This window comes from Pseudomonas neuropathica, from assembly GCF_015461835.1.
Classification (GTDB): Bacteria; Pseudomonadota; Gammaproteobacteria; order Pseudomonadales; family Pseudomonadaceae; genus Aquipseudomonas; species Aquipseudomonas neuropathica.
This window is the reverse complement of sequence record NZ_JACOPX010000010.1, coordinates 201,953-226,163: the sequence shown is the minus strand read 5'-3', so window position 1 is coordinate 226,163 and position 24,211 is coordinate 201,953. Positions and strand designations below refer to the sequence as shown.

At 60.3% G+C, this 24,211-nt stretch carries 22 protein-coding genes; 5 read left to right on the top strand and 17 right to left on the bottom strand.

The genetic code is table 11. The features are described 5' to 3' along the window. Positions 1 to 13: 13 nt before the first annotated feature. From H8F23_RS16765 to H8F23_RS16720, 10 genes are all read right to left on the bottom strand, one after another. Positions 14 to 2,419, bottom strand: coding sequence for a glucose/quinate/shikimate family membrane-bound PQQ-dependent dehydrogenase (locus H8F23_RS16765; protein ID WP_194935113.1), 2,406 nt, complete (start codon positions 2,417 to 2,419; stop codon positions 14 to 16). A gap of 325 nt (positions 2,420 to 2,744) precedes the next feature. Further along, entirely contained in the window at positions 2,745 to 3,050 is a 306-nt protein-coding gene (locus H8F23_RS16760; RefSeq protein ID WP_034154117.1) for a DUF6482 family protein, read from the bottom strand. A gap of 14 nt (positions 3,051 to 3,064) precedes the next feature. Then, positions 3,065 to 3,469, bottom strand: coding sequence for a Rossmann-fold NAD(P)-binding domain-containing protein (locus tag H8F23_RS16755; RefSeq protein ID WP_194935112.1), 405 nt, complete (start codon positions 3,467 to 3,469; stop codon positions 3,065 to 3,067). Further along, positions 3,466 to 4,008 (bottom strand): DUF3833 domain-containing protein, encoded by a 543-nt coding sequence (locus H8F23_RS16750; RefSeq protein ID WP_194935111.1) that lies wholly within the window; start codon positions 4,006 to 4,008, stop codon positions 3,466 to 3,468. The genes H8F23_RS16755 and H8F23_RS16750 overlap by 4 nt, the downstream gene beginning before the upstream one ends. A gap of 81 nt (positions 4,009 to 4,089) precedes the next feature. Further along, entirely contained in the window at positions 4,090 to 4,647 is a 558-nt protein-coding gene (folE, locus tag H8F23_RS16745; RefSeq protein WP_194935110.1) for a GTP cyclohydrolase I FolE, read from the bottom strand. 317 nt (positions 4,648 to 4,964) lie between these two features. Continuing rightward, positions 4,965 to 5,867 (bottom strand): bestrophin family protein, encoded by a 903-nt coding sequence (locus H8F23_RS16740; protein WP_194935109.1) that lies wholly within the window; start codon positions 5,865 to 5,867, stop codon positions 4,965 to 4,967. Positions 5,868 to 5,983: 116 nt separating this feature from the next. Next, positions 5,984 to 6,796 (bottom strand): DUF1206 domain-containing protein, encoded by an 813-nt coding sequence (locus H8F23_RS16735; protein WP_194935108.1) that lies wholly within the window; start codon positions 6,794 to 6,796, stop codon positions 5,984 to 5,986. A gap of 119 nt (positions 6,797 to 6,915) precedes the next feature. Beyond that, complete coding sequence (locus tag H8F23_RS16730) at positions 6,916 to 7,914, bottom strand: NADP-dependent oxidoreductase (protein WP_194935107.1); 999 nt, start codon at positions 7,912 to 7,914, stop codon at positions 6,916 to 6,918. 46 nt (positions 7,915 to 7,960) lie between these two features. Continuing rightward, positions 7,961 to 8,830: an alpha/beta fold hydrolase gene (locus tag H8F23_RS16725; RefSeq protein WP_194935106.1), complete on the bottom strand. Its 870-nt coding sequence runs from the start codon at positions 8,828 to 8,830 to the stop codon at positions 7,961 to 7,963. A gap of 69 nt (positions 8,831 to 8,899) precedes the next feature. After that, the gene (locus tag H8F23_RS16720) at positions 8,900 to 9,688 is read right to left on the bottom strand and encodes an SDR family NAD(P)-dependent oxidoreductase (RefSeq protein ID WP_194935105.1); all 789 of its coding nucleotides are present in this window, start codon (positions 9,686 to 9,688) and stop codon (positions 8,900 to 8,902) included. 223 nt (positions 9,689 to 9,911) lie between these two features. Between H8F23_RS16720 and H8F23_RS16715 the strand changes: the two genes are divergently transcribed. Beyond that, on the top strand, positions 9,912 to 10,499 hold the full coding sequence (locus H8F23_RS16715; RefSeq protein WP_194935104.1) for a TetR/AcrR family transcriptional regulator: 588 nt from the start codon (positions 9,912 to 9,914) through the stop codon (positions 10,497 to 10,499). A 9-nt stretch (positions 10,500 to 10,508) separates the two neighbouring features. On the opposite strand, the gene H8F23_RS16710 is transcribed toward H8F23_RS16715, so the two are convergent. The 5 genes from H8F23_RS16710 to H8F23_RS16690 form a co-directional block, all read right to left on the bottom strand. Then, on the bottom strand, positions 10,509 to 11,513 hold the full coding sequence (locus H8F23_RS16710; RefSeq protein ID WP_194935103.1) for an XdhC family protein: 1,005 nt from the start codon (positions 11,511 to 11,513) through the stop codon (positions 10,509 to 10,511). 12 nt (positions 11,514 to 11,525) lie between these two features. Then, positions 11,526 to 12,878: a c-type cytochrome gene (locus tag H8F23_RS16705; protein ID WP_194935102.1), complete on the bottom strand. Its 1,353-nt coding sequence runs from the start codon at positions 12,876 to 12,878 to the stop codon at positions 11,526 to 11,528. 17 nt (positions 12,879 to 12,895) lie between these two features. Next, entirely contained in the window at positions 12,896 to 15,148 is a 2,253-nt protein-coding gene (locus tag H8F23_RS16700) for a xanthine dehydrogenase family protein molybdopterin-binding subunit (RefSeq protein WP_194935101.1), read from the bottom strand. Continuing rightward, positions 15,148 to 15,603, bottom strand: coding sequence for a (2Fe-2S)-binding protein (locus H8F23_RS16695; RefSeq protein WP_194935100.1), 456 nt, complete (start codon positions 15,601 to 15,603; stop codon positions 15,148 to 15,150). The genes H8F23_RS16700 and H8F23_RS16695 overlap by 1 nt, the downstream gene beginning before the upstream one ends. Before the next feature lie 77 nt (positions 15,604 to 15,680). Beyond that, positions 15,681 to 16,613 (bottom strand): AraC family transcriptional regulator, encoded by a 933-nt coding sequence (locus H8F23_RS16690; protein WP_194935099.1) that lies wholly within the window; start codon positions 16,611 to 16,613, stop codon positions 15,681 to 15,683. Positions 16,614 to 16,843: 230 nt separating this feature from the next. Between H8F23_RS16690 and H8F23_RS16685 the strand changes: the two genes are divergently transcribed. Continuing rightward, positions 16,844 to 18,076 (top strand): MFS transporter, encoded by a 1,233-nt coding sequence (locus tag H8F23_RS16685; protein ID WP_194935098.1) that lies wholly within the window; start codon positions 16,844 to 16,846, stop codon positions 18,074 to 18,076. 16 nt (positions 18,077 to 18,092) lie between these two features. Here H8F23_RS16685 and H8F23_RS16680 read toward each other — a convergent pair whose 3' ends face one another. Next, positions 18,093 to 18,554 carry a hypothetical protein gene (locus tag H8F23_RS16680; RefSeq protein ID WP_194935097.1) on the bottom strand — a complete coding sequence of 154 codons (462 nt, stop codon included), beginning with the start codon at positions 18,552 to 18,554 and terminating at the stop codon, positions 18,093 to 18,095. Positions 18,555 to 18,883: 329 nt separating this feature from the next. Between H8F23_RS16680 and H8F23_RS16675 the strand changes: the two genes are divergently transcribed. The 3 genes from H8F23_RS16675 to H8F23_RS16665 all read left to right on the top strand — a co-directional run bounded on the left by H8F23_RS16675 (position 18,884) and on the right by H8F23_RS16665 (position 22,879). Then, on the top strand, positions 18,884 to 20,221 hold the full coding sequence (locus H8F23_RS16675) for an MFS transporter (protein ID WP_194935096.1): 1,338 nt from the start codon (positions 18,884 to 18,886) through the stop codon (positions 20,219 to 20,221). A gap of 24 nt (positions 20,222 to 20,245) precedes the next feature. Next, positions 20,246 to 21,508: a gallate dioxygenase gene (locus tag H8F23_RS16670; protein WP_194935095.1), complete on the top strand. Its 1,263-nt coding sequence runs from the start codon at positions 20,246 to 20,248 to the stop codon at positions 21,506 to 21,508. A gap of 123 nt (positions 21,509 to 21,631) precedes the next feature. Next, positions 21,632 to 22,879 carry an OprD family porin gene (locus H8F23_RS16665; protein WP_194935094.1) on the top strand — a complete coding sequence of 416 codons (1,248 nt, stop codon included), beginning with the start codon at positions 21,632 to 21,634 and terminating at the stop codon, positions 22,877 to 22,879. Here the strand turns inward: H8F23_RS16665 and H8F23_RS16660 are convergent. Then, the gene (locus H8F23_RS16660; protein ID WP_194935093.1) at positions 22,854 to 24,089 is read right to left on the bottom strand and encodes a LysR family transcriptional regulator; all 1,236 of its coding nucleotides are present in this window, start codon (positions 24,087 to 24,089) and stop codon (positions 22,854 to 22,856) included. The genes H8F23_RS16665 and H8F23_RS16660 overlap by 26 nt on opposite strands. Positions 24,090 to 24,211: the final 122 nt, after the last annotated feature.

Genomic DNA, 24,211 nt, shown 5'->3' with positions numbered 1-24,211 from the left:
AGAACACCTTGGTTTACGGCAGGGCGTAAGCCATCACGTAGTCGCCGCGATCGGTCGACTGACGCGCGCCACCGGCGGTGATGACGATGTATTGCTTGCCGGTTTTCGGCGAAACATACGTCATCGGGCCACCTTGGCTGCCGACTGGCAGACGTGCTTTCCAGACTTCTTCACCGTTGCCGCTGTTGAACGCGCGCAAGTAGAAGTCCTGGGTGCCGGCGATGAAGATCAAACCACCTTGGGTCGACAGAGTGCCGCCGAGGGTTGGCAGACCAATCTTGATCGGCAGGTGCATGCGGATGCCCAGTGGACCGGTGTCTTCAACGGTACCGACCGGAACCTGCCAGGCGACTTTCTGGGTTTTCATGTCGATCGCCGTCAGCGTGCCGAACGGTGGGGCCTGGCACGGAATGCCGGCTACCGACAGGAAGCGGTTCTTGTTCACGGCGTACGGCGTACCTTTCAACGGCACGGCGCCCATACCAGTGTTCAGCGCTTCGCCGCCACCAGCAGCCTGGCCCTTGTTCTGCGACGGGATCATCTGAATCCACAGACCCAGACGCATGTCGTTGACGAAGATAAAGCCGTGCACCGGGTCAGTGGAAATGCTTCCCCAGTTCATGCCACCCAGCGAACCCGGGAAGCTCAGCGATTTGTCCATGCCCGGCGCGGTGTACAGGCCGTCGTAGCGCATGCCTTTGAAGTCGATGCGGCAGAGCAACTGGTCGTAAGGGGTTGCGCCCCACATGTCCGATTCGGTCAGGTGCTGTGCGCCGATTTGCGGCATGCCCAGCGATTTTGGCTGAGTAGGCGAGTACGGTTCGTTCGGGATGTTCGCCGCTTTGACCGGGACTTCTTTAACGTCGGTCAGCGGTTTGCCGGTGGCGCGGTCGAGCACGTAGATCTGCCCGGCCTTGGTGCCGATGACCACGGCCGGAACGGTTTTGCCGTCCTTGGTGAAGTCGATCAGGCTCGGCTGCATCGGCAGGTCGAAGTCCCAGAGATCGTTGTGCACGGTCTGGAACACCCAGCGTTCTTCACCACTGGTGGCGTCCAGCGCGAGGATCGAAGCGCCGTAGGTGTGATCGAGTTTGCTGCGCTCGACACCATAAATGTCGGTAGACGAGCTGCCCATCGGCAGGAACACGGTGTTGGTCGCCGGGTCGTAGGACATCGGTGCCCAGCTGTTAGGCGTGCTGCGCACATAGGTGCTGCCGTCTGCCGGCGCTTTTTTATCCTGCGGGTTGCCCGGGTCGAAGGCCCAGCGCATAGCGCCGGTGATCACGTCAAAACCACGGATCACGCCGCCGGGCATGTCGGTCTGCACGTTGTCAGCCACGCGACCGCCAACCACCACGGTGGTGCCGGCCATCAACGGAGCGGACGACAACTGATAGTAGCTGTCCGGGACATCACCCAGACCGGCCTTCAGATCGACCTGGCCATTGTTGCCGAAACCCTGGCAGAACTCGCCAGTGTCAGCATCAACCGCGATCAAACGGGCATCGATGGTGTTGGTCAGCAGACGGCGCTGGCAGTTGGCGGCCGGCGCCGGTTTGGCTTCGATGATTTTCGAATTGGCTGGCTGAGCAATGGCAGCGCTGGCGTCGAAATAGGCCATGCCACGGCAACGCTGCCAGACTTTCGACTGGGCGTTGATCGCGTTCTTCCACAGCTCTTTACCGGTGTCGGCATCGAGGGCGATCAGGTTGTTGTGCGGGGTGCAGATGAACACCTTGTTGCCAACCTGCAGCGGAGTGAGCTGGTCTTCAGCGCCATTGCCATCGCTCTCGGCGACGTCACCGGTGTGGTAGGTCCACGCGACTTTCAGCTTGTCGACGTTGTTGCGGTTGATCTGGTCCAGCGCGGCGAAGCGGCTGCCACCTTCGGTATTGCCGTAGTGCGCCCAGTCCTTTTGCGCCTTGTCCGGCTCGACCGGGGTCAGGCCCGGGCCAGTGCCGGTTGCCGCCACGGTTGGATGGGCGACAAACATATTGCCGGCCGCCACAACGACGCCGACCGCCAGCACAGCAGCCACAGCGTAAGCGCCGCGACCCGCAACGCCACCGTTGGCACGCTTGAGTAGCGGATAAACCAGCGCCACGACCAGGCCGATCACACTGAACATGAACAGGCGCGAGAACACCGGCCAGAACACCAGCCCGGCATCGCTCACCGCCCAGATCGCTGTTCCGACCAGGAACGCGGCAAACAACCACGCACCGGCCGGTTTGAAACGGGCGATCAGCAGACCGGAGAGGGCCATCACCAGCCCACCGCTCAGGAAGTACCACGAGCCTCCCAGGCTGACCAACTTCACGCCGCCCGCAGCCAGCGCCAAGCCGAGCAGGGTGATGACGACGCCCAGCCCGACCAGAATGAATTTTGATATGCCCGAGAGGCGTTGACTCTGCTTCACGTTGAATGTCCCGTTGAAATGAGGAGGGCATTATATAGTTAGGTAACTACCTAGTTAAATCACTAATTCAGTAATAAAGCGTTGTTGGATTTTTGATAAACCGCTTGGGCCGCAAATGGTGCCCTAACAAGCTTCAGCAGAGCTTTTGAAAACCTGCAAAAGACGCCGTTTTGTCAGAAAAAATCATGGTTATGACAGTGTTTCTATTTTGCTGTTTTCAGTCAGCCAACAACGTTCAACTGACGCACGGCCGTAAAACCAGCTTAGCGGGTACGCGACAAATGGGGCGGCCCCGCTCGTTACCCGTTGATGTGCGTGGTTCGACTCATACGGGCGTAGTGAGCGAAAACGGAATGCGCAGCTCTTCGACAGGCCCTGAATCGCGCCCGCACATTTCGTCGTGCACGCATTGCTGCACCAGTACGCAGGGAAAGGCCGGCACGGTCTGTAGCAAGTCCCGCAGGTGGGTGATCGAGCGCAGGTGCATCGGCTTGGCCGCGTCATCCAGCAAGGTGAACTGGCCGTGATCCAGGCGGATCCGCGCCAGATAAAAACCACCTTCGAGTGACAGCAGCTCCAGTTCGCGTATTTCACTGTTGGCCGCACGTTCGGTGAGGGCTTGCAGGTTCATGCTTCACTCCTTGCCTACCAGGGTAGGCATTCTCCATCGTAGGCAACGAAATGGCCGCTGTCGGCCGGCGTCAACTGGTCAATCAAGGTCAGTAACTGTTCAGCGGCAACGTCTGCCGGACGGGCGCTGGAGGCGCCGCGAAAAGGTTGCGACAACCCCGACACCACCGTGCCCGGGTGCAGACTGAGCAAGCGACTCTGCGGGCGCGTGCGTGCCAGTTCGATGGCGGCGCTGGCAATCGTTTCAGGTCGTTCAAGGTCGAGCGCGGGGAGGGTACGGCGCCCTAGCGCGCGAACGTCGGCACAGCGCGGATCCTGTTTCAGCAGTTGGCAAAAGGCTGTGCCGAGGGCGCCACTGGCGCCGATCACCAGCGCGCGATAACCGTCGCCGAACGAGGCCAGGGTCAATGCGCGGTTCACTCGTTGACTCCCGCGCCTTGGCGACGGAAGAACAGTGTCACTTGGCCGACCTCTACGCCGAACTTGGACATGCTGGTGCGGTTGATCAACGTGTCCTCGTCCATCAAGTACATCCAGTCGTCCATGCTCATTTCGTAAGTCGAGTCGTCGACCGGCAGGTTCAGGCGATAACGCCAGTGCAGCGTATTGCCCGCGACCTGGCCTTCGGCGACACCCACTACGTCAGCCGCGCGACCGCTCCAACGCCCCTGGCCTTCGGGCGTGAGAGTCCAGACGCGACGTTGGCGGGTGCCGTCGCTGTACAGGAAGCGCTCGTCGAGAATCAGGTTGTTACCCTCACGCCGGCTGACGATGTTGACCTCAAAACGCTTGGCCACTTCACCGCTGCGCTTCTGAAACATTCCCCAGGCTTTGACGGGCTGGCTGAAAAAACGCTGCAGGTCCAAGGCCGGTTGTTGGTCGGCATAACGGGCAACATCCACGCTGCCGCAGCTTGCGACGCTGAGTGCCAGTGTCAGTAACAGCAGAAATCGGGTCATTGCCTAACTCCCTGAAACGCACAAGTGAAGAGGGTGAGATCCGAACTGTCGGCTTGTACAGTGACTGTCCCCTGTATAGCTTTATCGCCGCCCGATCAGTTGCAGGAATTCCTGCCGTGTCGTCGAACTGTCCCGAAAAGCACCCAGCATCACGGAGGAGGTCATGACCGAATTCTGCTTCTCAACGCCGCGCATCATCATGCACATGTGCCGAGCTTCAATGACCACCGCCACACCGGCGGCATCGGTGATTTGCTGAATGGCGTCGGCAATCTGCCGCGTAAGGTTTTCCTGGATCTGCAGGCGCCGCGCGAACATGTCTACCACCCGCGCGACCTTCGACAGCCCCAGTACCCGGCCGGTGGGGATGTACGCGACATGTGCCTTGCCGATAAAGGGCAGCATGTGGTGCTCGCACAAGGAATACAGCTCGATGTCGCTGACGATCACCATTTCATCGCTCTGCGACTCGAACAGGGCACCGTTGGTGACGTCGTCCAGGCTCATCGTGTAGCCATTGCACAGATACTGCATCGCTTTGGCGGCGCGCTGGGGTGTGTCCAACAGACCTTCGCGCTCGGGGTTCTCACCGACGCCGACGAGAATTTCACGGTAATGGCTGGCTAATAGTGGGTTCATTCAAGGTGCTCGCGACAGTGCTGTGCGTGGGGCTAATCCCTAGCGAAAGAGTTGTACGCAATGAAGTGTTTTGTATAGGTTTTATTGAAGATAGGCTGAAAAAAATCACCTGACAATGAATCGGCAATCTTTTTTATGCAGATGCGAAAACCTCACATCGCAAAATGTGAGGCCGCGAGGAGCGGGAAGCAGAGGGGGAATGACGGTGAGCGCTCGGGGGAGATGTGTGAGCGCGGTGCGAGAACAAGCGATGTTGTGCGGCGTTCTGATTGATTCGGGAACCGTCAGACATCCTGACGGCTCCCGATTGCTGCACCTCAAGCGTTCTCTGCAAGCCTGCGCACGTCACCCAGGGAGTCACGCTGCATCGACTGCAGATTCTTCTCGATGGTTTCGCACAGCGCTTCCATCTGAATCTGATGCTCGCTGTGGCGAAACGGACTTTGCAGATCGGTGCCGATGCGCTCGATGGCCAGCAGCATAAAGCCCACCACGGTCGACGCCAGTGGCGTGAACCAGCCCAGCGATTCCACCAGACCGACCGGGACGATCAGGCAGAACAGCGAGATAAACAGCCGTGGGAAATACACATAAGGGTAGGGCAGCGGCGTATTGGCAATCCGCTCCATGCCGCCCTGACTGTTGGACAGGTCCACCAGCGTCGATTCCAGCCGCGCCAGGCGAATGCTGTCGAGGCGCCCGGCCTTGTATTCCCGAGCCAGCAAAGTCGCCGAGCCAGTGAGGATGTCGTTGGCAAAGTTATTGGTGGTGCCGCTGCGGGCGAACTCCTCGGCGGGAATGAACGCGCGGACTTCCTCAGGGCAAGGCTGGCCTTGCAAATGCGCTGCGAGGCAATTCACATAGGCGACGTGGCGGCGTAATAGAGTCGACTTGACCGGATTGACCTCGTTGTCAGCGTCATCCAGCAACGTCAGCACCTGCCGGGCGAAACTGCGCGAGTTGTTGATCATCGCCCCCCACAGCGTCCGTGCTTCCCACCAGCGGTTGTAGGCGCTGCTGTTGCGGAAACTGATCAACACAATCAACGCCGAACCCAATAGAGTCAGGGGCATGAGGGGTAAATTCAGCTTGGTGTTGAGAAACAACATGAAGTCGACAGTGACAGCGATGTCCCAGAGCAACAGCCAGAACAAGGCCCAGCCGACGTAGCCCAGCGTTTTGATGATCAATCGGTATTTTCTGACGATGGCAGCTTTCAAACGGAAACCTCGTGGCGAGCGGTAAGCGTTAACGCTTTAGCTCGGACGTTGTTTTCGGGGGAAAGGTTCGCTCATCGATGCAACGCCCGGGTGATCATCGCCAAAGACGTTGCACGCTATGTGCTCGATACGCCTGGCACATCCATATTGATCTTGCGCCAGCAAGCTTCCGACAGACTGTAGACCGAGAACGCCACCAGCCCCAAGGCTATTACCATCAAGATCAGCCAGCCAGCGGGTAGATTCTGCAATGCATCGAGCGCTTCTTTCATACCCGGGGGATCCATGGCTTGATAGGTAGAGCCGCTGATTGCCAGCAGCAATGCGATCTCGATAAACACGACGCCGCGCGCGATCAGACCAAACCGCGAGACCGGGCGGACGTAGCGCATGACCTCTTCGTCGGCCTCGAAATACTTCTCGAACGACGCTTTCCAGCCCTTGATGATGTGAGCAATGCCTACACCGAGCGGAACGAGGGCGATCAGGTACACCAGCCAGTTCGAATGTTCCCAGGACAGAAGATGCGCCAGCCAGTCTTTGGTTTGTCCTGCAGAATCGCCCGAGCTTTTAATCCCGCTGATGAGTAGGCCCAATGCAAAGAACGCCAGAGCACCGTTGACCAGACCTCCCACAAACAGCCCTGTGCGAATCACCAGACCTTTGAGTTTTGTGCCGTGATGATCGACATCACGCGTTGCCTGCAGGACACGCCAGGCGGCAAATGCGAGCAGTCCCGCCACGACAAGTCCAACCAGAAAATAGCCGAATGGCTGGGCCAGCAAGGCTTCCAGACTCTTGTGGCTGTCCTTCGGTTTAGTCGAATCATGGGCTGCCAGCAACGCAAAGATACCGATGATCAGATAAAGCATTCCTCGGGCGGCATAGCCTCCCCGAGCGAGGAGGACAAGGTTGCGTTGCACTGACATGGGAAGCATTCCTGAGGGGGCATAGGAGAGCAGACCCTTCTTGCCGGGAGGGGTTCTATGACCTGTCGAAGAACGCATTGAGCTGGTTTCTACGGATAACCCAGCAATAGCCGGAATCGTCACTTGATCAAAACAACGACCTTGCCCTTCGCGCGGCCCTGCTCGACGTAACTCAACGCCTCGGCCGTTGATTCAAAGGGGAACGTTCGATCAATCACCGGTTTGATGATGCCGGCCTCGACCAGTGCGCTGATCTGTTGCAGTTGGGCGCCGTTGGCGCGCATGAACACGAACGCGTAATTGACGTCACGCTTGCGGGCCTTGCGCCGAATAGCGAAGCTCAGCAAGCGCATGACCTGCTGCAAGGGCCAGGACAAACCTTGCTCCTGTGCGAATTGCGCGGTGGGTGGCCCAGAGATGGAAATCAGCTGGCCACCGGGCTTGAGCACCTTGAGCGATTTCTCGAGGACATCGGCGCCAAGGCTGTTCAACACCACGTCGTAGTCGTGCAAGACACTTTCGAAGTTCTGCTGTTTGTAGTCGATGACCACGTCAGCCCCTAGCGCCTTGACCCATTCGACATTCGCGGTGCTGGTGGTTGTGGCGACAAAGGCACCAAGGTGTTTGGCAAGCTGAATGGCGACGGTGCCGACGCCACCGGAGCCGGCGTGAATCAGTACTTTCTGGCCTTTTTTCAGCTGGGCGGTTTCGACCAGCACTTGCCAGGCAGTCAGGGCCACCAAGGGCAGGGAAGCCGCCTGTGCCATGCTGGTATTGGCCGGTTTCAGGGCAATCGCGTTTTCGTTCACGGCGATCAACTCGGCGAAGGTACCGATTCGTGTTTCCGGCGGGCGGGCGTACACCTCGTCTCCCGGTTTGAAGCGTGTCACTTGCGTGCCGACTTCAGTCACCACACCTGCCAGATCGTTGCCCAGAATCAATGGAAACGCGTAGGGCAGGATCAGCTTGAATTCGCCGGTGCTGATCTTCGAGTCCAGCACGTTGACGCTACTGGCGTGGACCTCGATCAAGACGTCGTGAGGACCGATTGCGGGGATGGGCGCTTCACCGATGCGCCCGGGGTGTTTGCCATAGCGATCAATCAAAAATGCTTTCATCGAGGTGCGGCTCTTGTCGGTTGTAGGGAGGGTAGCCGGTGCGTGGTCAGGCATCGAGGAATGCCTGCGCCCTGACAACAAAATCAACGTGGTGCTGAAAAATGCCGCCGTGACCGGCATCCTGATAAATCACCAGCTCCGCATTGGGAATACGTTTGGCCAGCTCAAACGAATTGACACTGGGCACCATGATGTCGGTGTCGCCGTTGACCACCAGCGTCGGCGTGCGCAAACGCCCGAGGTCTTGCGACGGCTGTTTGCCCCACGCGGTGATCGCTTTCAACTGGCGCAGGAAAGCGCGGGGCGTCGGGCCTTGGTCGCGATTGGTTGGGCGTGCTCGCAGGCGCTGTAGATACTGCGAGGCGGATCGGCGGCCATTGGCTGTCGAGGTGAAGAACAGGTAGAACTTGGGATCGCGCAGGGTCAGCAAGCCTTTGAGGATCAATGGCCACGACACTGGGCCAACCTTTTCGATACCGCTGCCGCCAGCCGGTCCGGTGCCGGTGAGAATCAAACGCCGCACCAAGTCAGGCGCCTTCAGGGCGATGTCCTGAGCGACGAAGCCGCCGAGTGAGAAACCGAGCACATCCACGGTTTCCAGCCCTAGGGCCTTGATCAACTGGATGGCATCGTCAGCCATCTCGCCGACAGTCAATGGCGCGGTTCCACCTGAGCCGCCGATACCGCGATAGTCGGTGGTGATGATGCGTCGGGTTTGCGCTAGGCCATCGATGATCGCCGGGTCGAAGTTGTCCAGCACCGCGCCCCAATGATTGAACAGTACGAGTGGTACGCCGTTCGCGGGCCCGGTGTCGCGGTAGGCGAAGGGAATGCCATTGACGGTGATCGACTGGTTCGCCGCGTTGATGAATGACATTGGCGAACCCGAAGGGGGATTTGTCTGTGCTGAATTCATGACTGCTCCGGATTGCAGGATGGATTCGATGCAGCGCCTTACGCCTGCATCGAATCCTTTACCTAAAGATCACTCTGGCGTCTGGTAGCGCTGGGCAACCTCAGATTGGCGGATTTGCCCGATAAGGCCCAGCCGTGCGCCCTGCAAGGCATCCCAGCGCTCTGCTTCGTGCAGCGGCGGAATGGTCACCGGTTCGCGACGATCGAAGCCGACGAGCGCAGCATCCACCAGATCACCCACCTCCATGATTTCGCTCAAGGTGTTGATGTCGACGCCGGAGCGATCCCAGATTTCCGTGCGCGTGGCGGCGGGCAGGACGGCTTGCACGTAGACGCCCTGAGGCGACAGTTCCAGGCTCAGACCCTGAGACAGGAACAGCACAAAAGCCTTGGTCGCGCCGTAGACCGTCATGCCGAACTCCGGTGCGAGGCCCACCACCGAACCGATGTTGATGATCGCACCGTCACCGGCCTTGGCCAGGCGTGGAGCGATGGCGCTGGCAAGCCGCACCAGTGCGGTGGTGTTGAGGGCGACCAGTTGCGCCACTTTATCGGTGCTTTGCTCGACGAAATGGCCAGACAGCGCCGCGCCGGCGTTATTGACGAGGATGCCGATACGGGCATCGTCGCGCAGGCGGTTTTCAACAGTGGTCAGATCGCCGGGTTGGGTCAGGTCCGCCGGGATCACATCGACGGCGACGTCGTGTTCGCTGCGCAAGCGCGCAGCCAGTGCATCCAGGCGCGCCTGATCACGGGCGACCAGCACCAGATCGTGGCCGCGTTGCGCAAAGCGTTCGGCGTAGACGGCGCCGATCCCGGTGGAGGCGCCAGTGATCAGAACAGTAGGGCGAGTGCTCATGGTTTATCTCTCTTTGAGGGTGTGAGAAACAGAACGCGCTTAGCTTGCGCTGATGCTTGATTCAGCCAGCGGCGATTGATGTTGTTCCGTGCCCGTTGATGAATATCGTTGTTGCGAGTAATTAGGATGATGATCTAAATCTAAACTGTCAACGGTTTTGATTATGGCCAACATCTATGTATCATCGGACGCAGGATTTCCCCGGAAACACGAGGTATTGCACGTGAGAGTGACCAAGGCCCAGGCGCAGGCCAATCGAGAACACATCGTTGAAACCGCCTCAGAGCTGTTCCGTGAGCGCGGTTTTGACGGCGTCGGCGTGGCGGACCTCATGGCGGCCGCCGGTTTTACCCATGGTGGTTTCTACAAACATTTCGGGTCGAAGGCCGACCTGATGGCCGAAGCCTCGGCGTGCAGTCTGGCCAAATCGCTGACTGGCGCCCAAGCGCTGGATGTTCCGGGCTTCATCAACGTTTATGTGAACAGAGAACATCGCGACGGACGCGGCGACGGTTGCACCATGGCCGCGTTGGGCGGCGACGCGGCGCGCCAGTCGGATGAGGTGAAAGCGACGTTTGCCGAGGGCATTGAGCGCACCCTGCAAACCCTGGGCGAGAAATACCCGACAGCGCCGGATGCCGAGGCGGGTGAGGGGCGCAAGCAGATGATCGACCTGCTGTCGCGGGCCGTCGGCGCGATTATCCTGTCGCGTGCCTGCCCGGATGATTCCGCGCTGGCAGACGAGATTCTTGAGGTATGCCGCGCAGAAATGCTCGCTTCGTTGCCGACCGAAAACGCCGTCGCAGAGTAGCAGCGCGGCTCATTCGGCGAGCGCTTTGGCCCTGACGATGGAAAACGCTTGCGGCAGTTGGGCGCCATTCTTCGCCGCAAGAATCTCGGCCATCACGCTGACGGCGATTTCCGCAGGCGTCTTGCTGCCGATGTACAGACCGATCGGCCCGTGTAGACGCGCAAGCGACGCCTCGGTCTCGCCAAAATGCTCGATCAGGCGTTCGCGGCGCAGTTGGCTGTTGCGCCGCGAGCCGATCGCACCGATGTAGAACGCCGGGCCGTGGAGCGCTTCGAGCAGGGCCAGATCGTCGAGTTTGGGGTCATGACTCAAGGCGACGATGCAGGTGCGCAGATCGACCGCGAAGTCGCGGACCACGTCGTCCGGCATGCCGACAATCCGCTCCACACCGTCTACCGCCCAAGTCTCGATGTACTCGGGACGCGGATCGCACACTGCCACCTTGAAACCGTTGAACAAAGCCATGGTCGCCAGATACTCGGCCAGCGCGCCGGCACCGATCATCAGCATCCGATAGCCCGGCCCCAAGGTGTTGAGCATCTGCACGCCATCGAAGCTGAACTGTTCCGGCGTCGCAGTCGGTTCAAGCATGACCTCACCGGACTCCAACGCCAGGCGACGGCGAACCAGTTGCCCGGCGTCCAGTTGCGTCAGCAGTTCATCGAGCGACTGCCACGCCGGGTTGAACTCAAGAATCAGTTCAAGCGTGCCACCGCACGGCAAGCCAAAGCGATGCGCTTCATCGGCGCTGACGCCATAACGCACCACTTCTGGCGTGCTGCCACTGAAAGCGCTGCCGCCATGGGCCGTGGTATAGCGATGGATCAGATCATCCTCAATGCAGCCGCCGGACACGCTGCCCACCACGCGACCGTCGTCACGCAAAGCCATCATCGACCCCGTCGGACGCGGTGAAGAACCCCAGGTGCGCGCCACCGTGGCGAGCAACACGCGCTCGCCAGCAGCGAGCCAGTCCCGCGCCGTGCGCAGGACCAGCAAGTCGATGCTTTCCATCAGTGTCTCCTCTTAGCGCATCTGCAGAATGATCGGGCTGCTGCTGGCCGGATCGGTGTGTTCACGCAGTTTGCCCACCGTCTGCGCATCAATCGCAGTGCTTTGGTTACCCCAGGTGCTGCGCATGAAGGTCAGCACTTCGGCGATCTGCTGATCCGACAACTGCTCACGGAAAGCCGGCATGCGATAGGCATCCGGCACGCCGGCCGCCACCACGCGTTGCGAACCATTCAGGGTGATGTTGATCGCCGAGGCGCTTTCCTTGGCCAGTGCAGAAGTCGCGCCGGCCAGCGGCGGCATCCATTCGGACTGGCCCTTGCCGTCCAGACCATGGCAGGAAGCACAGCGCGTCACGTAGGTATGAGCACCGGGCGAGTCGAGACGTTCCGCCGCCGAAACCGCTTGATACTGCCAAGGCTCGCCATCCCGTTCGCGATCCCCGGGAAGCGACTTCAGGTAGTGGGCAATCGCGGTCAGATCGTCATCGCTCATGAACTGCGTGGAGTTGTTGAATGCTTCGGTCATCGAACCGTAGACCACCGCATGTTTGTTGCGACCGGTCTTGAGGAACTGCACGATCTCCGGTTCGCTCCAGCGGCCCAGCCCGGTGTTGTGATCATCACGCAGGCTCGGCGCGTACCAGCCATCGAGCAAAGCGCCAGCGAGGTACGGCTTACCGGCCTCATCCAGTGCCTTCTCGTTGAACGCCAAACCGCGCGGCGTGTGGCAACTGCCGCAATGCCCGGCGCCTTGAACGAGGTAAGCACCACGGTTCCAGCGTTCATCCTGCGAGGGTTTGGCCGCATAAGGCTCGGCGTCGACAAACACGCCATTCCACAGCGCAATCGGCCAGCGCAGGTTCAGCGGAAACGGAATCGCGCTGGGGATGTTCGCCTGTTTCACCGGCGCCACGCCTTTCATGAAGAACGCATACAGCGCCCGCACATCATCGTCACTGAGCTTGGCGTAAGACGGATAGGGCATCGCCGGGTACAGACGGCGACTGTCGGGTGCTACGCCGTGGCGCACGGCGCGGTCGAAGTCCGCCAGGCTGTAATGGCCGATGCCGGTTTCCGTGTCGGGGGTGATATTGGTCGCGTGGATTGAGCCCAGTGGTGTGGCCATTTCCAGGCCGCCGGCGAACGGCGCGCCGCCCGGCACGCTGTGGCAGGCCACGCAATCGCTGAGCCGGGCGACGTATTCGCCACGGGCGACCAGTGCCGGGTCGATGTCGGCCACGGCGATCTGATGGGTTTCAAGGCGCGAGACAGGCTCGCGGGTGACATACCAGGCCAGCAGGCCTGCCGCGACCAGGCACGGCACTGCCAGCCAGCCAGCGGTTCTTGCGAATCGGCTGTTATTCATGGACGCTCCGGCGCTGATCAAGTGAAGGTGTGTCGGCTCATCGGCAGGCTGCGCACCCGCTGACCGGTTAGCCTTGCCACCGCGTTAGCGACGGCGGGCGCGACCGCAGGCAGCGGCGGTTCACCGATGCCGCCCATTTTTTCGCCACTCTCGACCACACGCACATGGACCCGAGCCATCCGCGCAGGCGGCAGGATCGGATACAAGTCGTAGTTGCGCGCCCGGGGTTTGCCATCAATCCACACGGCTTCTTCCACCAGCGTTTGCGACAGCCCCAGCGCCACGGCGCCATTGACTTGCGCTTCGACAATCGCCGGGTTGACGATGCTGCCCGGATCGATCGCCTGCCAGATGTCGTGCACCTTGACCTGACCGTTCTCGATGGACACCTCGGCGATCACCGCCGTCTCGGTACCGAACGGCGAAGCCATGGCCACGCCGCGCGCACGTTTGCTGCCATCCTCGGCGGTAAACGGCCCGCGCTTCCAGCCTCCGGACAGTTCACCCACCGCTTGCAGCAGAGTGGTCAAGCGCTTGTTGTCGCGTAACAGATGCAGGCGCAGATCAAATGGATCCTTGCCGCCCTTGTCAGCCAGTTCATCGAGGAACGATTCATAGAAGAAGTCATTGAGGGAATTGCCCACCGAACGCCAGTAACCGAGCATCGCCGGGCCTTTGACGTAGATCTGCGCGATGCGTTTGTTGGCGATTGCGTAGGACTTGCCCGACAAACCTTCAAGCGCCGTCGGATCGAGCTTTTCACCTTGCTTGCCAGCGAGCGCTTCGGTTGGGCCTTCGGTGGCACTGATCGCTTCGATTGCCAGCGGCCAGCCGTCGCTGTCCAGCGCGGCGCGGAAATTCACCGCGGCAACGGGGCGGAGCACGTCACGCAGAAATTCTTCCTCGCGACTCCAGATCAGTTTGACCGGACGGCCAACCGCTTTCGCCAGCGCGATCGCCTGCGGATAGGGACTGGCCGAGTCGTAGAGAAAATGCCGACCGAAGAAGCCACCCAGCAGCGGCGAATGCAAGGTGATGCGTGACGGATCCAGCCCTGTGCGTTTGGCAATGTCGGCGCGGAACATGTCCGGCGCCTGATTCGGCAACCAGACTTCCAGCGAACCGTCCGGGTTGAATCGAGCCAGTGCTGAAGGCGGCTCCAACTGGCCGTGGTTCAAGTATTGGTTGTGGTAAGTGGCGTCAATCCGGGTCTTGGTCTCCTTGAGAATCGCCGCCACGTCGCCTTCGTTTTCATCATCTTTGGCCGGGCCTTTATCTTCAGCGAGACGCTTGAACCAGGCATCGCTGGAAAAGTCAGCGGGCATCGGCCGCACGTTGCTGTCGGCCGTTGGTTCTTGCCAGTCAACCTGAATCGCCTCAACGGCACGTTTGGCGTGCCACCAGCGCTCGGCGACCACCGCCACGGCACCTGGCAGACGATGCACGGAATGCACGCCTTTCATTGCCTTGACCTGCTCTTCGTTGCGCAGGTTGCCTACGGTCATTCCCAGGCGCGGGGCATGTTGCACGGCGGCATGGAGCATGTCGTCGACCTTCAGGTCGATGCTGTACAGCGCCTTGCCGGTGGACTTGTCGTAAGCATCGAGGCGCTTCACCGGTTTGCCGATCCAGCGGAACTGGCTCGGATCACGCAGCTTCACGGAGGCCGGATCGGGAACCGGCAGATCCATCGCGCGCTCGGCCAGTTCACCGTAAGCCAGCGAGCGGCCCGACTTGGCGTGCACGACTTTGCCTGGCTCGGTGCTCAACTCGCTCACTGGTACGCCAAGTTGCTGCGCACCCGCCTGCAATAACATGGCGCGGGCGAGGGCGCCGAGGCGGCGCATGACCGGGTAGCTCATGCGCACCGACATGCTGCCGCCGGTGATGCGCATGCCGTTTTCCAACACCACATAGGCTTCGCCGGGCGGCGCCGCTTCGACCAGGAAGGTCGCCGGGTCGGCATCCAGCTCTTCACCGACAATCTGCGCCATTGCGGTGAACGTACCTTGCCCGCCCTCCATGAACGGGCAGAGCAGGCGCACGCGGTTGTCCGGACGGATTTCGAGAAACGCCGGGACCTGCGTGCCGCGCTCAGCCGTCGCCGTTGCAACGGCAGCTTGCACGCGCGTCGCACCCAGCGGCAGGCCGAAGCCGAGGACCAGTGCGCCGACGGCGGTACCGGTGAGAAAACGTCTGCGCGAAACATTGATCGGTTCGTGCAGATCCAGTGCTGAGGCTTGCAGTGAAGGGTCGATTCGAACGTTCATCACGCGTCTCCCTTGCCGGCCAGCTCTTGCACGGCGGCATGAATCGCATTGTAAGTACCGCAGCGGCACAGATTGACCATCGCCGCTTCGATCTGCGCATCACTCGGTTTAGGGTTTTGTTTGAGCAGCGCAGTGGCGGCCATCACCTGCCCGGACTGGCAGTAGCCGCACTGCGCGACCTGCAGATCGACCCAGGTCGAGACCACCCGTTTGCCCACGTCATCGCTTTCGATGGCCTCAATCGTGGTGACCTCGCGGCCGACGACACCCGCCACCGGCGTGACACACGAGCGCACGACGCTGCCATCCACCAGCACCGAGCAGGCGCCGCATTGCGCCAGTCCGCAGCCGTACTTGGTCCCGGTCATGCCCAGATCATCGCGGATCACCCACAGCAAGGGCGTATCGGCGTCGGCATCGACCTGATAGGTCTTCTGGTTGATTCGTAGTTCCATGATTCACCCGCTGATCATCGGTTGACGTGCATTGTTATGAGCGGTGACGCGCGGCGAGGCGCATCACCGGTGTTCGTTCAATTCGCGACTGTGCCGAGCGCTTCCGCCTCGAATGGCTGCCCGCGCAAAAGGGCGATGTCCCGACTCGGCGCGGTGCCGAACAGCCGGGCATATTCGCGGCTGAACTGCGACGGACTTTCATAGCCGACCGCAAACGCCGCCCGCGAAACGTCGAGGCGCTCGACCAGCATCAGCCGCCGCGCTTCGTTGAGCCGCAGCCATTTCTGGTACTGCAGCGGACTCATGCCGGTGAGCTGACGGAAATGATGGTGAAAGGTCGGCGCGCTCATCTGCACCCGCGCGGCCAGATCGTCGATGCGCAGGGCATCGGCGTAGTTGAGCTTGAGCCAGTCAATCGCTTTGGCGATGCGATAACCCTGACCATCGACGGCCGTGATCTGCCGCAGCCGCGCGCCTTGGTCGGTGTGCAGCAAGCGATAGTGGATTTCGCGCAGAATCAGCGGCGCCAGCACCGGGATTGCCTCGGGTTCATCAAGCAGTGCCAGCAGGCGATCGAGCGCGCCCTCCAGCGCAGACGACAGGCTGCCAATCGCCGCCCCTGTGCCCGTTGCTGGCTGGCGCTTGGCCGGCAAGCCGCTCTTGGTGATGACTTCGGCGAGCATGCCGACATCCAGTTTCAGCACCAGCCCGACACAGGGCTGTTCGGGGCTGGCGAGCATCACTTCGGAGTTGGCGGGCAGGTCCAGCGACGTCACCAGAAAACGTGAAGGGTCATAGCTGTAACCCTCACCACCGACCCACAGACGTTTTTCACCGCGACCGACGAGAATCAGGCTCGGTTCGATCATGCACACGGCGGGGGGCGCCGGTTGGTCGCGACGAAACAGCGACAAGCCAGGGATGGCCGTGGCGAAGTCACCCGGTGCGCTCACGCGCGGGTCAATGTGCAACGCCAAAGGCGATTTCTGGGGCAGAGGGGTAGGGATCATGTCGGGTTACTCCTGTTGACCGAACTCTAATCCGCGCGCGAGACGTTTCCTATCCATCACCCTGCATCGCCAGAGGATCAGGCAAGCATTCAAGAGGAATGCACTAGGGAAGGGCCGGATTGACCGGGAGAATGTGTCTATCTGTTACAGGGGCAGTGCCCGGATGGGCGTCGAACTGCTTGCCCCTGCGCATCACATCCACCCGTTTTTTCGCATCACAGGTCGTTCCCATGACGTTTCCTTCTACAGATCCTTCTAAAAGAACAGGCGGCTGGAGCGCCGTGCTGGCCATGTCGCTGGCCGCATTCGCTTTGGTCGCTTCAGAGTTCATGCCGGTCAGCCTGCTGACGCCGATTGCGGCAGACCTGCACATCACCGAAGGCCAGGCCGGGCAGGGGATTTCCGTGTCCGGAGCCTTTGCCTTGATCACCAGCCTGTTGATCGCCTCGGTCGCCGCTCGCATCGAGCGCAAGAAGTTGCTGCTGGGCCTGACCTTGCTGATGATCGTCTCCGGCACGGTCGTCGCGGTCGCGCCGGGTTACCCGTCATTCATGTTTGGACGTGCGTTGATCGGAATAGCGATTGGTGGTTTCTGGTCACTGTCGGCAGCGACTGCGATGCGCCTGGTAAAACCTGAACAGGTTTCGCGAGCGCTGGCCATCGTCAATGGCGGTAACGCTCTCGCCACGGTTATCGCCGCTCCGGCGGGGAGCTTTCTCGGTTCGCTGATCGGCTGGCGCGGCGCGTTCTTCTGTGTGGTTCCAGTCGCGGTGCTGGCCGCCGGGTGGCTGCTGATCAGCCTTCCGTCGTTCAAGGCCGAGCACCAGGCCGGTAGCGGCAACGTCCTGCGCCTGATGAAGCAATTGCCAGTGGCCTTGGGCATGATCGCCGTCAGCGTGTTTTTCATGGGGCAGTTCATGCTGTTCACCTACCTGCGGCCCTTTCTTGAAGGCGTGACGGGCGTCAGTGTTTCTACGTTGTCCTTGATGTTGCTGGGGTTGGGACTGGCCGGTTTTATCGGCACCTTTCTGATTGAAAGGTTTATGGGTCGCGGCCTCTACCGCACGTTGACCATCATCCCGCTGATCATGGCGGCCATCGCGCTGGCGTTGGTCAGCTTCGGCAAATCACCGGTACTCACCGCCATGTTGCTCGGACTCTGGGGACTGGTTGCTACGGCCGCGCCGGTTGGCTGGTGGACATGGCTGGCGCAGACGCTTCCGGATGATGCGGAAGCCGGAGGCGGCTTGCTCGTGGCGATTGTGCAACTGGCGATCGCCGGAGGCGCAATCATTGGCGGTCTGGCTTTTGACCTGAGCGGATACAAAGCCACATTCGAGCTCAGTGCGGCGGTGCTGGTCGCCGCGTCTGTGCTTGCCTGGCTGGCGGGTCGCAATGCCACTGAAGTTCATCTTGTTGAGTCGGCCGCTGTTTCCGGCGATCCGGAGTCCCGATTTGTCTGATCGAGCAGGAGGCTGCTCAATGCACCAATGACGGTTGGGTCGCGACCGAGACCGTGAAGACCACGACAAACAGCACGACCAATCCCCAGAACATCACCATGATCGTCAGCAGAAAAACCTTAAGGCCTTGATAAAGCCTGCGCAGCCAATGGCCTTCGGCTTTTGCGTCTGCGCGGGTTCTGAGTACGCCTTTCAAATAAAAACCGAGCAGCGCAAGCAGTGCGCCATCTATCGCCAGCGCAGGCAGGCCAGCCAGGGGGAAAATGCTTTCCCAGCGATAGAAAGAAGACCGGCTCAGAAAAACCACATAACAAGTCAGACTGCCGTAGGGCAGTGCTCTCCACCATTTTCCCGCCAGCGCGCCGACCATCAGGCACATGATCACCATGAACGGGCTGAGGAGAATATGGAGCATCCAGTCCAGTACGTTGGGCAAGTAGTCCGGGGAATGGATGCTGCGCCAGAGGTGTTCCAACATTGTTTGGGCTCCTGCCGTCCATGAAGTAAGTGCTGCTGCGGTGCTTCCGTGCTGCTGCACGGTATCGGCATGTTTTCTGGTTACATAAGGGCCGTTGGCATTTCGTCATCCTCTAGCGGCCGCTCGCGCCATGTTCATCAACTCCTCGCTCTACCACGCTCTGTTTATCTCTGTTGATCCCCCGATAAGAAAAACCGATACCTGCTTAAGGATTTCCCAGAGGCGGGCGGTATACCTGCGGCTTTACAGTCACCTTCATCGTTCAGCGTGGACGGTCTACTTACAGGCCTTGTCCGTCGGGACTTCTACAAAAATAAGAAGGTGAGAGCATGACGAGTGAAACGGTCGATATCAAAGCGTGGATCGACAACCGAAAAGTGGTGCCGTACCAGTGGCTGATTATGGGTTTATGTTTTTTCATAGTGCTTTTCGATGGCTTCGACGTCGCGGTGATGGGATTTATTGCCCCCTCGTTGATTCAAGAGTGGGGGCTTTCGAAAGCGGCGTTTGGCCCGGTGATGAGCGCGGGCATGATTGGGCTGGCGATCGGCGCGCTGACTGCTGGCCCTTACGCCGACCGAATCGGCCGCAAAAAGGTACTACTGACGGCGGTGACTGGCTTCAGCGTGCTGAGCCTGGCCTGCGCCTTTGCGCGCAATCCCTACGAACTGGCGGCCTTGCGTCTGCTGACCGGTGTGGCGCTGGGCGCAGCGTTGCCCAACACCACCACACTGCTGTCCGAGTATTTGCCGGAACGCAATCGGTCACTGTTCATCACGATCATGTTCACCGGATTCAATATGGGGTCGGGGTTGGGCGGATTTCTCGCAGCGTGGTTGATTCCCCATCACGGCTGGCAGTCGGTGTTGCTCGCCGGCGGGATTCTGCCGATGTTGCTGCTGCCCTTGATGTGGCTGTTGCTGCCTGAGTCGGCGCGTTTTCTCGCCGCACGCAACGCGCCCGCCAGCCAGATCGCCAAGGTGCTGAACAAGCTGGGCGGCACGTTCAGCGCAGCGACGAAATTCGTCATTGCCGAACCGCAGGCTCAGCAAAAAGCACCGCTGCGCTTGTTGTTCAACGAAAGCTATCGCTTCGGCACGCTCGCCTTGTGGGCGACTTACTTCATGGGGTTGCTGGTGATCTACCTGACCATGGGCTGGATGCCGACCCTGTTGCGTGAAGGTGGGCTGTCCATCGAACGCGCCGCGACCATCACCGGCCTGTTCCAGATTGGCGGTACCGTCGGCGCCATCGCAGTTGGCTGGGCGATGGACCGGCGTAATCCGAACGCGGTGATTGCCACGTCTTACGCTCTGGGTGGCGCTTTCATTCTGCTGCTGGGCGCCTTCAGCCTCGAATCCAGTCTGCTGGCGGTCGGCATAGTGGCGGCAGGTTTCTGCATGAGTGGGGCGCAAACCGGCCTCAATGCTTTCGCGCCGGGGTACTACCCGACAGATTGCCGCGCCACGGGCGTCAGTTGGATGCTGGGTATCGGCCGCTTCGGGGCTATCTTTGGTTCACTCATCGGTGGCGCGGTGCTCAGCCTCGGGCTGGGGTTACCGCTGCTGTTTGCCCTGTTGAGCGTGCCTGCCTTTATCGCTGCACTGGCGATCCTGGCCAACGGTCATGCACGGCGCCGAGTCAATCGGGCCTTGCTGACGCATTAATCTTTTTCGACAAAGGAACTCGTTATGGCACGCATCATTGGTGGCCTTGCTGTATCTCACACCCCGACCATTGGCTTTGCGGTCGATCACGACAAGCAGCATGAGGCCGCCTGGGCGCCGATCTTCCGTGGCTTCGAGCCGATCAAGGTGTGGCTGAAGGAGCAGCAGCCGGATGTGCTGTTCTATATCTTCAATGACCACGTGACGTCGTTTTTCTTTGATCACTATGGTGCATTTTCCCTAGGGGTCGATGAACGTTACGAAGTCGCTGATGAGGGCGGTAATCCACGCGAGTTGCCGGGGATCGCTGGTCATGCGGCGCTGTCGCGGCACATCGGCGAGAGCCTGGTGGCGGATGAATTCGACATGAGCTTCTTCCGCGACAAGCCGCTCGACCATGGCTTCTTCTCGCCGATGTCGGCGCTGTTGCCGTGCGAGCCGGACTGGCCGGTGGAGATCGTGCCGCTGCAGGTTGGCGTGTTGCAGTTTCCGGTGCCGAGTGCGCGGCGCTGCTACAAGTTGGGCCAGGCGCTGCGCCGGGCTATTGAAAGCTACCCCGAGGACTTGAAAGTGGCCATCGTCGCGACCGGCGGCGTTTCCCACCAGGTGCACGGCGAACGCTGTGGTTTCAACAACCCGGAGTGGGACCAGCAGTTCATTGATCTGTTGGTCAATGATCCCGAGCGCCTGACCGAAATGACCCATGCCGAGTACGCCGCGCTGGGAGGCATGGAAGGTTCGGAAGTGATCACCTGGCTGATCATGCGCGGCGCGCTGTCAGCCACGGTGAAAAACCTGCACCAGGATTACTACCTGCCGTCGATGACCGGCATTGCCACATTGCTGCTGGAAAACCAGGATCGACCCGTTCCCGTCGACGTCATTGCGCGGCACTTGCAGCACATGCAGCATCAGTTGGCGGGTATCGAGAAGCTCGAAGGCACCTATCCGTTCACCCTGGAACGCAGCGCCAAAGGTTATCGGTTGAACAAGTTTTTGCATCGCATGATCGAGCCGCACTGGCGTCAGCGTTTCCTTGACCAACCCGAGGCGCTGTTCGATGAAGCAGGACTGAGTGATGACGAGCGGGATCTGCTGCGCCGCCGCGACTGGCGCGGATTGATTCACTACGGGGCGATTTTTTTCGTGCTGGAAAAACTCGCTGCCGTGGTCGGGGTGCCGAATCTGCAGATCTACGCGGCGATGCGCGGAGAAAGCCTGGAGGCGTTCATGAAAACCCGTAATCAGCAGGTGCTCTATTCGGTAGCGGGCAAGGCCCCACGCTAACGACACGGCGTCATCGGCGGCTCGTTCCGGGCCGCTTCGCAACACCCTTGAATGACTTCACTGCGCCCGGCTCATGCGGGCGTAGCGGACTGCTTCATCCCAAAAAAATGGATAACAATAACAATGAAAATCACCGCCAATACCCGCGTAGTCTTCACGCTGTCCGTCGTTTGTGCTCTGCCTGTCGAGGCGAGCGCCGCAGGCTTTGTGGAAGACGCCAGCGCCAATCTCAACCTGCGCAACTTCTACATCAATCGTAATTTCACCAACCCGGCCAATGCGCAGGGCAAAGCCGAGGAGTGGACGCAGAATTTCATTCTCGATGTGCGCTCCGGATTCACCCAAGGCACAGTCGGCTTCGGTGTGGATGTGCTGAGCCTGTATTCGCTGAAGCTTGACGGCGGTCAAGGCACGGGTGGCACGCAATTGCTGCCGCTGGACAGTGATGGCCGACCTGCCGATCAATTTGGCCGCCTGGCTGTCGCCGGGAAAATGAAAATCGGCAAGACCGAAATCAAGCTCGGCGAGTGGATGCCAGTGTTGCCGATATTGCGTTCCGACGACGGTCGCTCGTTGTCACAAACCTTTCGTGGTGGTCAGATTACTTCACAGGATATCGCCGGTTTGACCCTGTATGGCGGTCAGTTCCGGCAGAACAGTCCGCGCAACGATTCCAGCATGGAAGACATGTTCATGCAGGGCAAAACCGCGTTTACCTCTGACCGTTTCAACTTCGTCGGCGGCGAATACGCGTTCAACGAAAAACGCACGATGATCGGCGTGTGGAATGCTCAGCTAAAGGACATCTACCAGCAACAATATCTGCAATTGGTTCATAGCCAACCACTGGGTGACTGGACGCTGGGCGCCAATCTTGGCTACTTCCGGGGGCGCGATGATGGCAGTGCCCGCGCAGGCGATCTGGACAACCGTACGTTCTCGGCATTGCTCTCGGCACGCTACGGCGGCAACACGTTTTACCTCGGTTTGCAAAAGCTCAGCGGCGACGATGCCTGGATGAGAGTCAACGGCACCAGCGGCGGAACGCTGGCCAACGACAGCTACAACAACAGTTACGACAATGCGCGGGAGAAATCCTGGCAACTGCGCCATGACTACAACTTCGCCGTCCTCGGCGTGCCCGGTCTGACCCTGATGAACCGTTACATCAGCGGCGACAATGTGCACAGCGGGGCCGTCACCGACGGTAAGGAATGGGGGCGCGAATCCGAGTTGGGCTACACGCTGCAAAGCGGTGCGTTCAAGAACCTCAACCTGCGCTGGCGCAACTCAAGCATTCGCCGCGATTACAGCAGCAATGAGTTCGACGAGAATCGCTTGATCATCAGCTATCCGTTGAGCCTGCTTTAATCGCTGCATTGGCCTGAGTTCGGATTACTTGGCGGATCATCTCCATCAACGCCTGCGCCACCGGTGAGTGCAGGCAGCCGCTGCGGTAGGTCAGGCCGATGGCTCTGGCGGTCTGTTTCAATTCCAGCGGCAAAATGCACAACTCGCCGGACGCGATCTCCTGTTCCAATTGATGCGCAGAAACGGCCGCGAGCATGTCCGAGCGTAACAACAGCCCGCGAATGATCGCCATGTCGGCGCTTTCCACCACCGGGGAAGGCGCCGGAATGCCGAAACCGGCGAAGCAGTCGTCGAGCATTTTGCGGGCCGGAGAACCGGCGCGCGGCAATACCCACTGCGCGTTAGCGAGATGATCTTGCAGGCCGGTTTTGCCGTAAAGCGGATGATCACGCCGCGCAAGCACAACCATTTCCTCCGTCAGCAGTGACTCGCCGACCAGGTCGCTGGCATAGGTCGATGAACGCAGCGCACCCAAAATGAAATCCACATCACCGGCGCGCAATTCAGTCGCCAGCAGGTCGAAGGGACTCTCATTGGTGATCACTTGAATACCCGGGTGCTCGGCCATCAGGCGCACGATGGCTTCGGGCAGGATGCGCGTGCGGCCAAGGGGCAGTGCACCGACGTGGACGACGCCGTGCAAGGCGCCGCGAAGGGCGGTGATGTCGGTGTCGATATGGCGCAACTCGTTCAGCGCACGGCGGATGGCAAACAAAATGTCATGACTGGCGCGGGTCGGTTGCAAGCCGCGTGGCGTGCGCTCGAACAGCGATTGGCCGCAGCCGTTTTCGAGGACTTTCAGCGTCGAACTGACCGCAGGCTGACTCAGCCCCAGCAGGTTGGCAACTGTCTGCATGTGCTGGGTTTCACAGAGTTTGACGAACACTTGCAGGCGTCGGGCCTGGAACAGATAAAGCGGTTCAATCGCGGCTTTTTCACCTTGGCCGAGCAATGTCGGCACGCTCCCAAGCTCCGCCAGCACCCGTCGCGCTCGGGGCAGCAAACGCTCTCCGAAATTGGTCAGACGCATACCGTTGGCATGGCGCTCGAACAGCGTCACGCCCAGGCGGGCTTCAAATTCCGATATGGAGCGGGTGACCACTGATTGCGCTCGGTACAGCGCGACTGATGCCTTGGAGACGCTGCCATGATCAGCTACGCGGACGAAGGCACGCACGTGCATCAGATTTGGCAGTTCGGGGTTTTCCATCGGGCGAGGACTCTGCGGATCGGCGGTTCAGGCGACTATGCCGCCGGCATGTTTGAGTGGCAATAAAAAAAACGCATACCTCGAACACTCGAACGCATTACTCCGTCGACGAGGTGCGATGC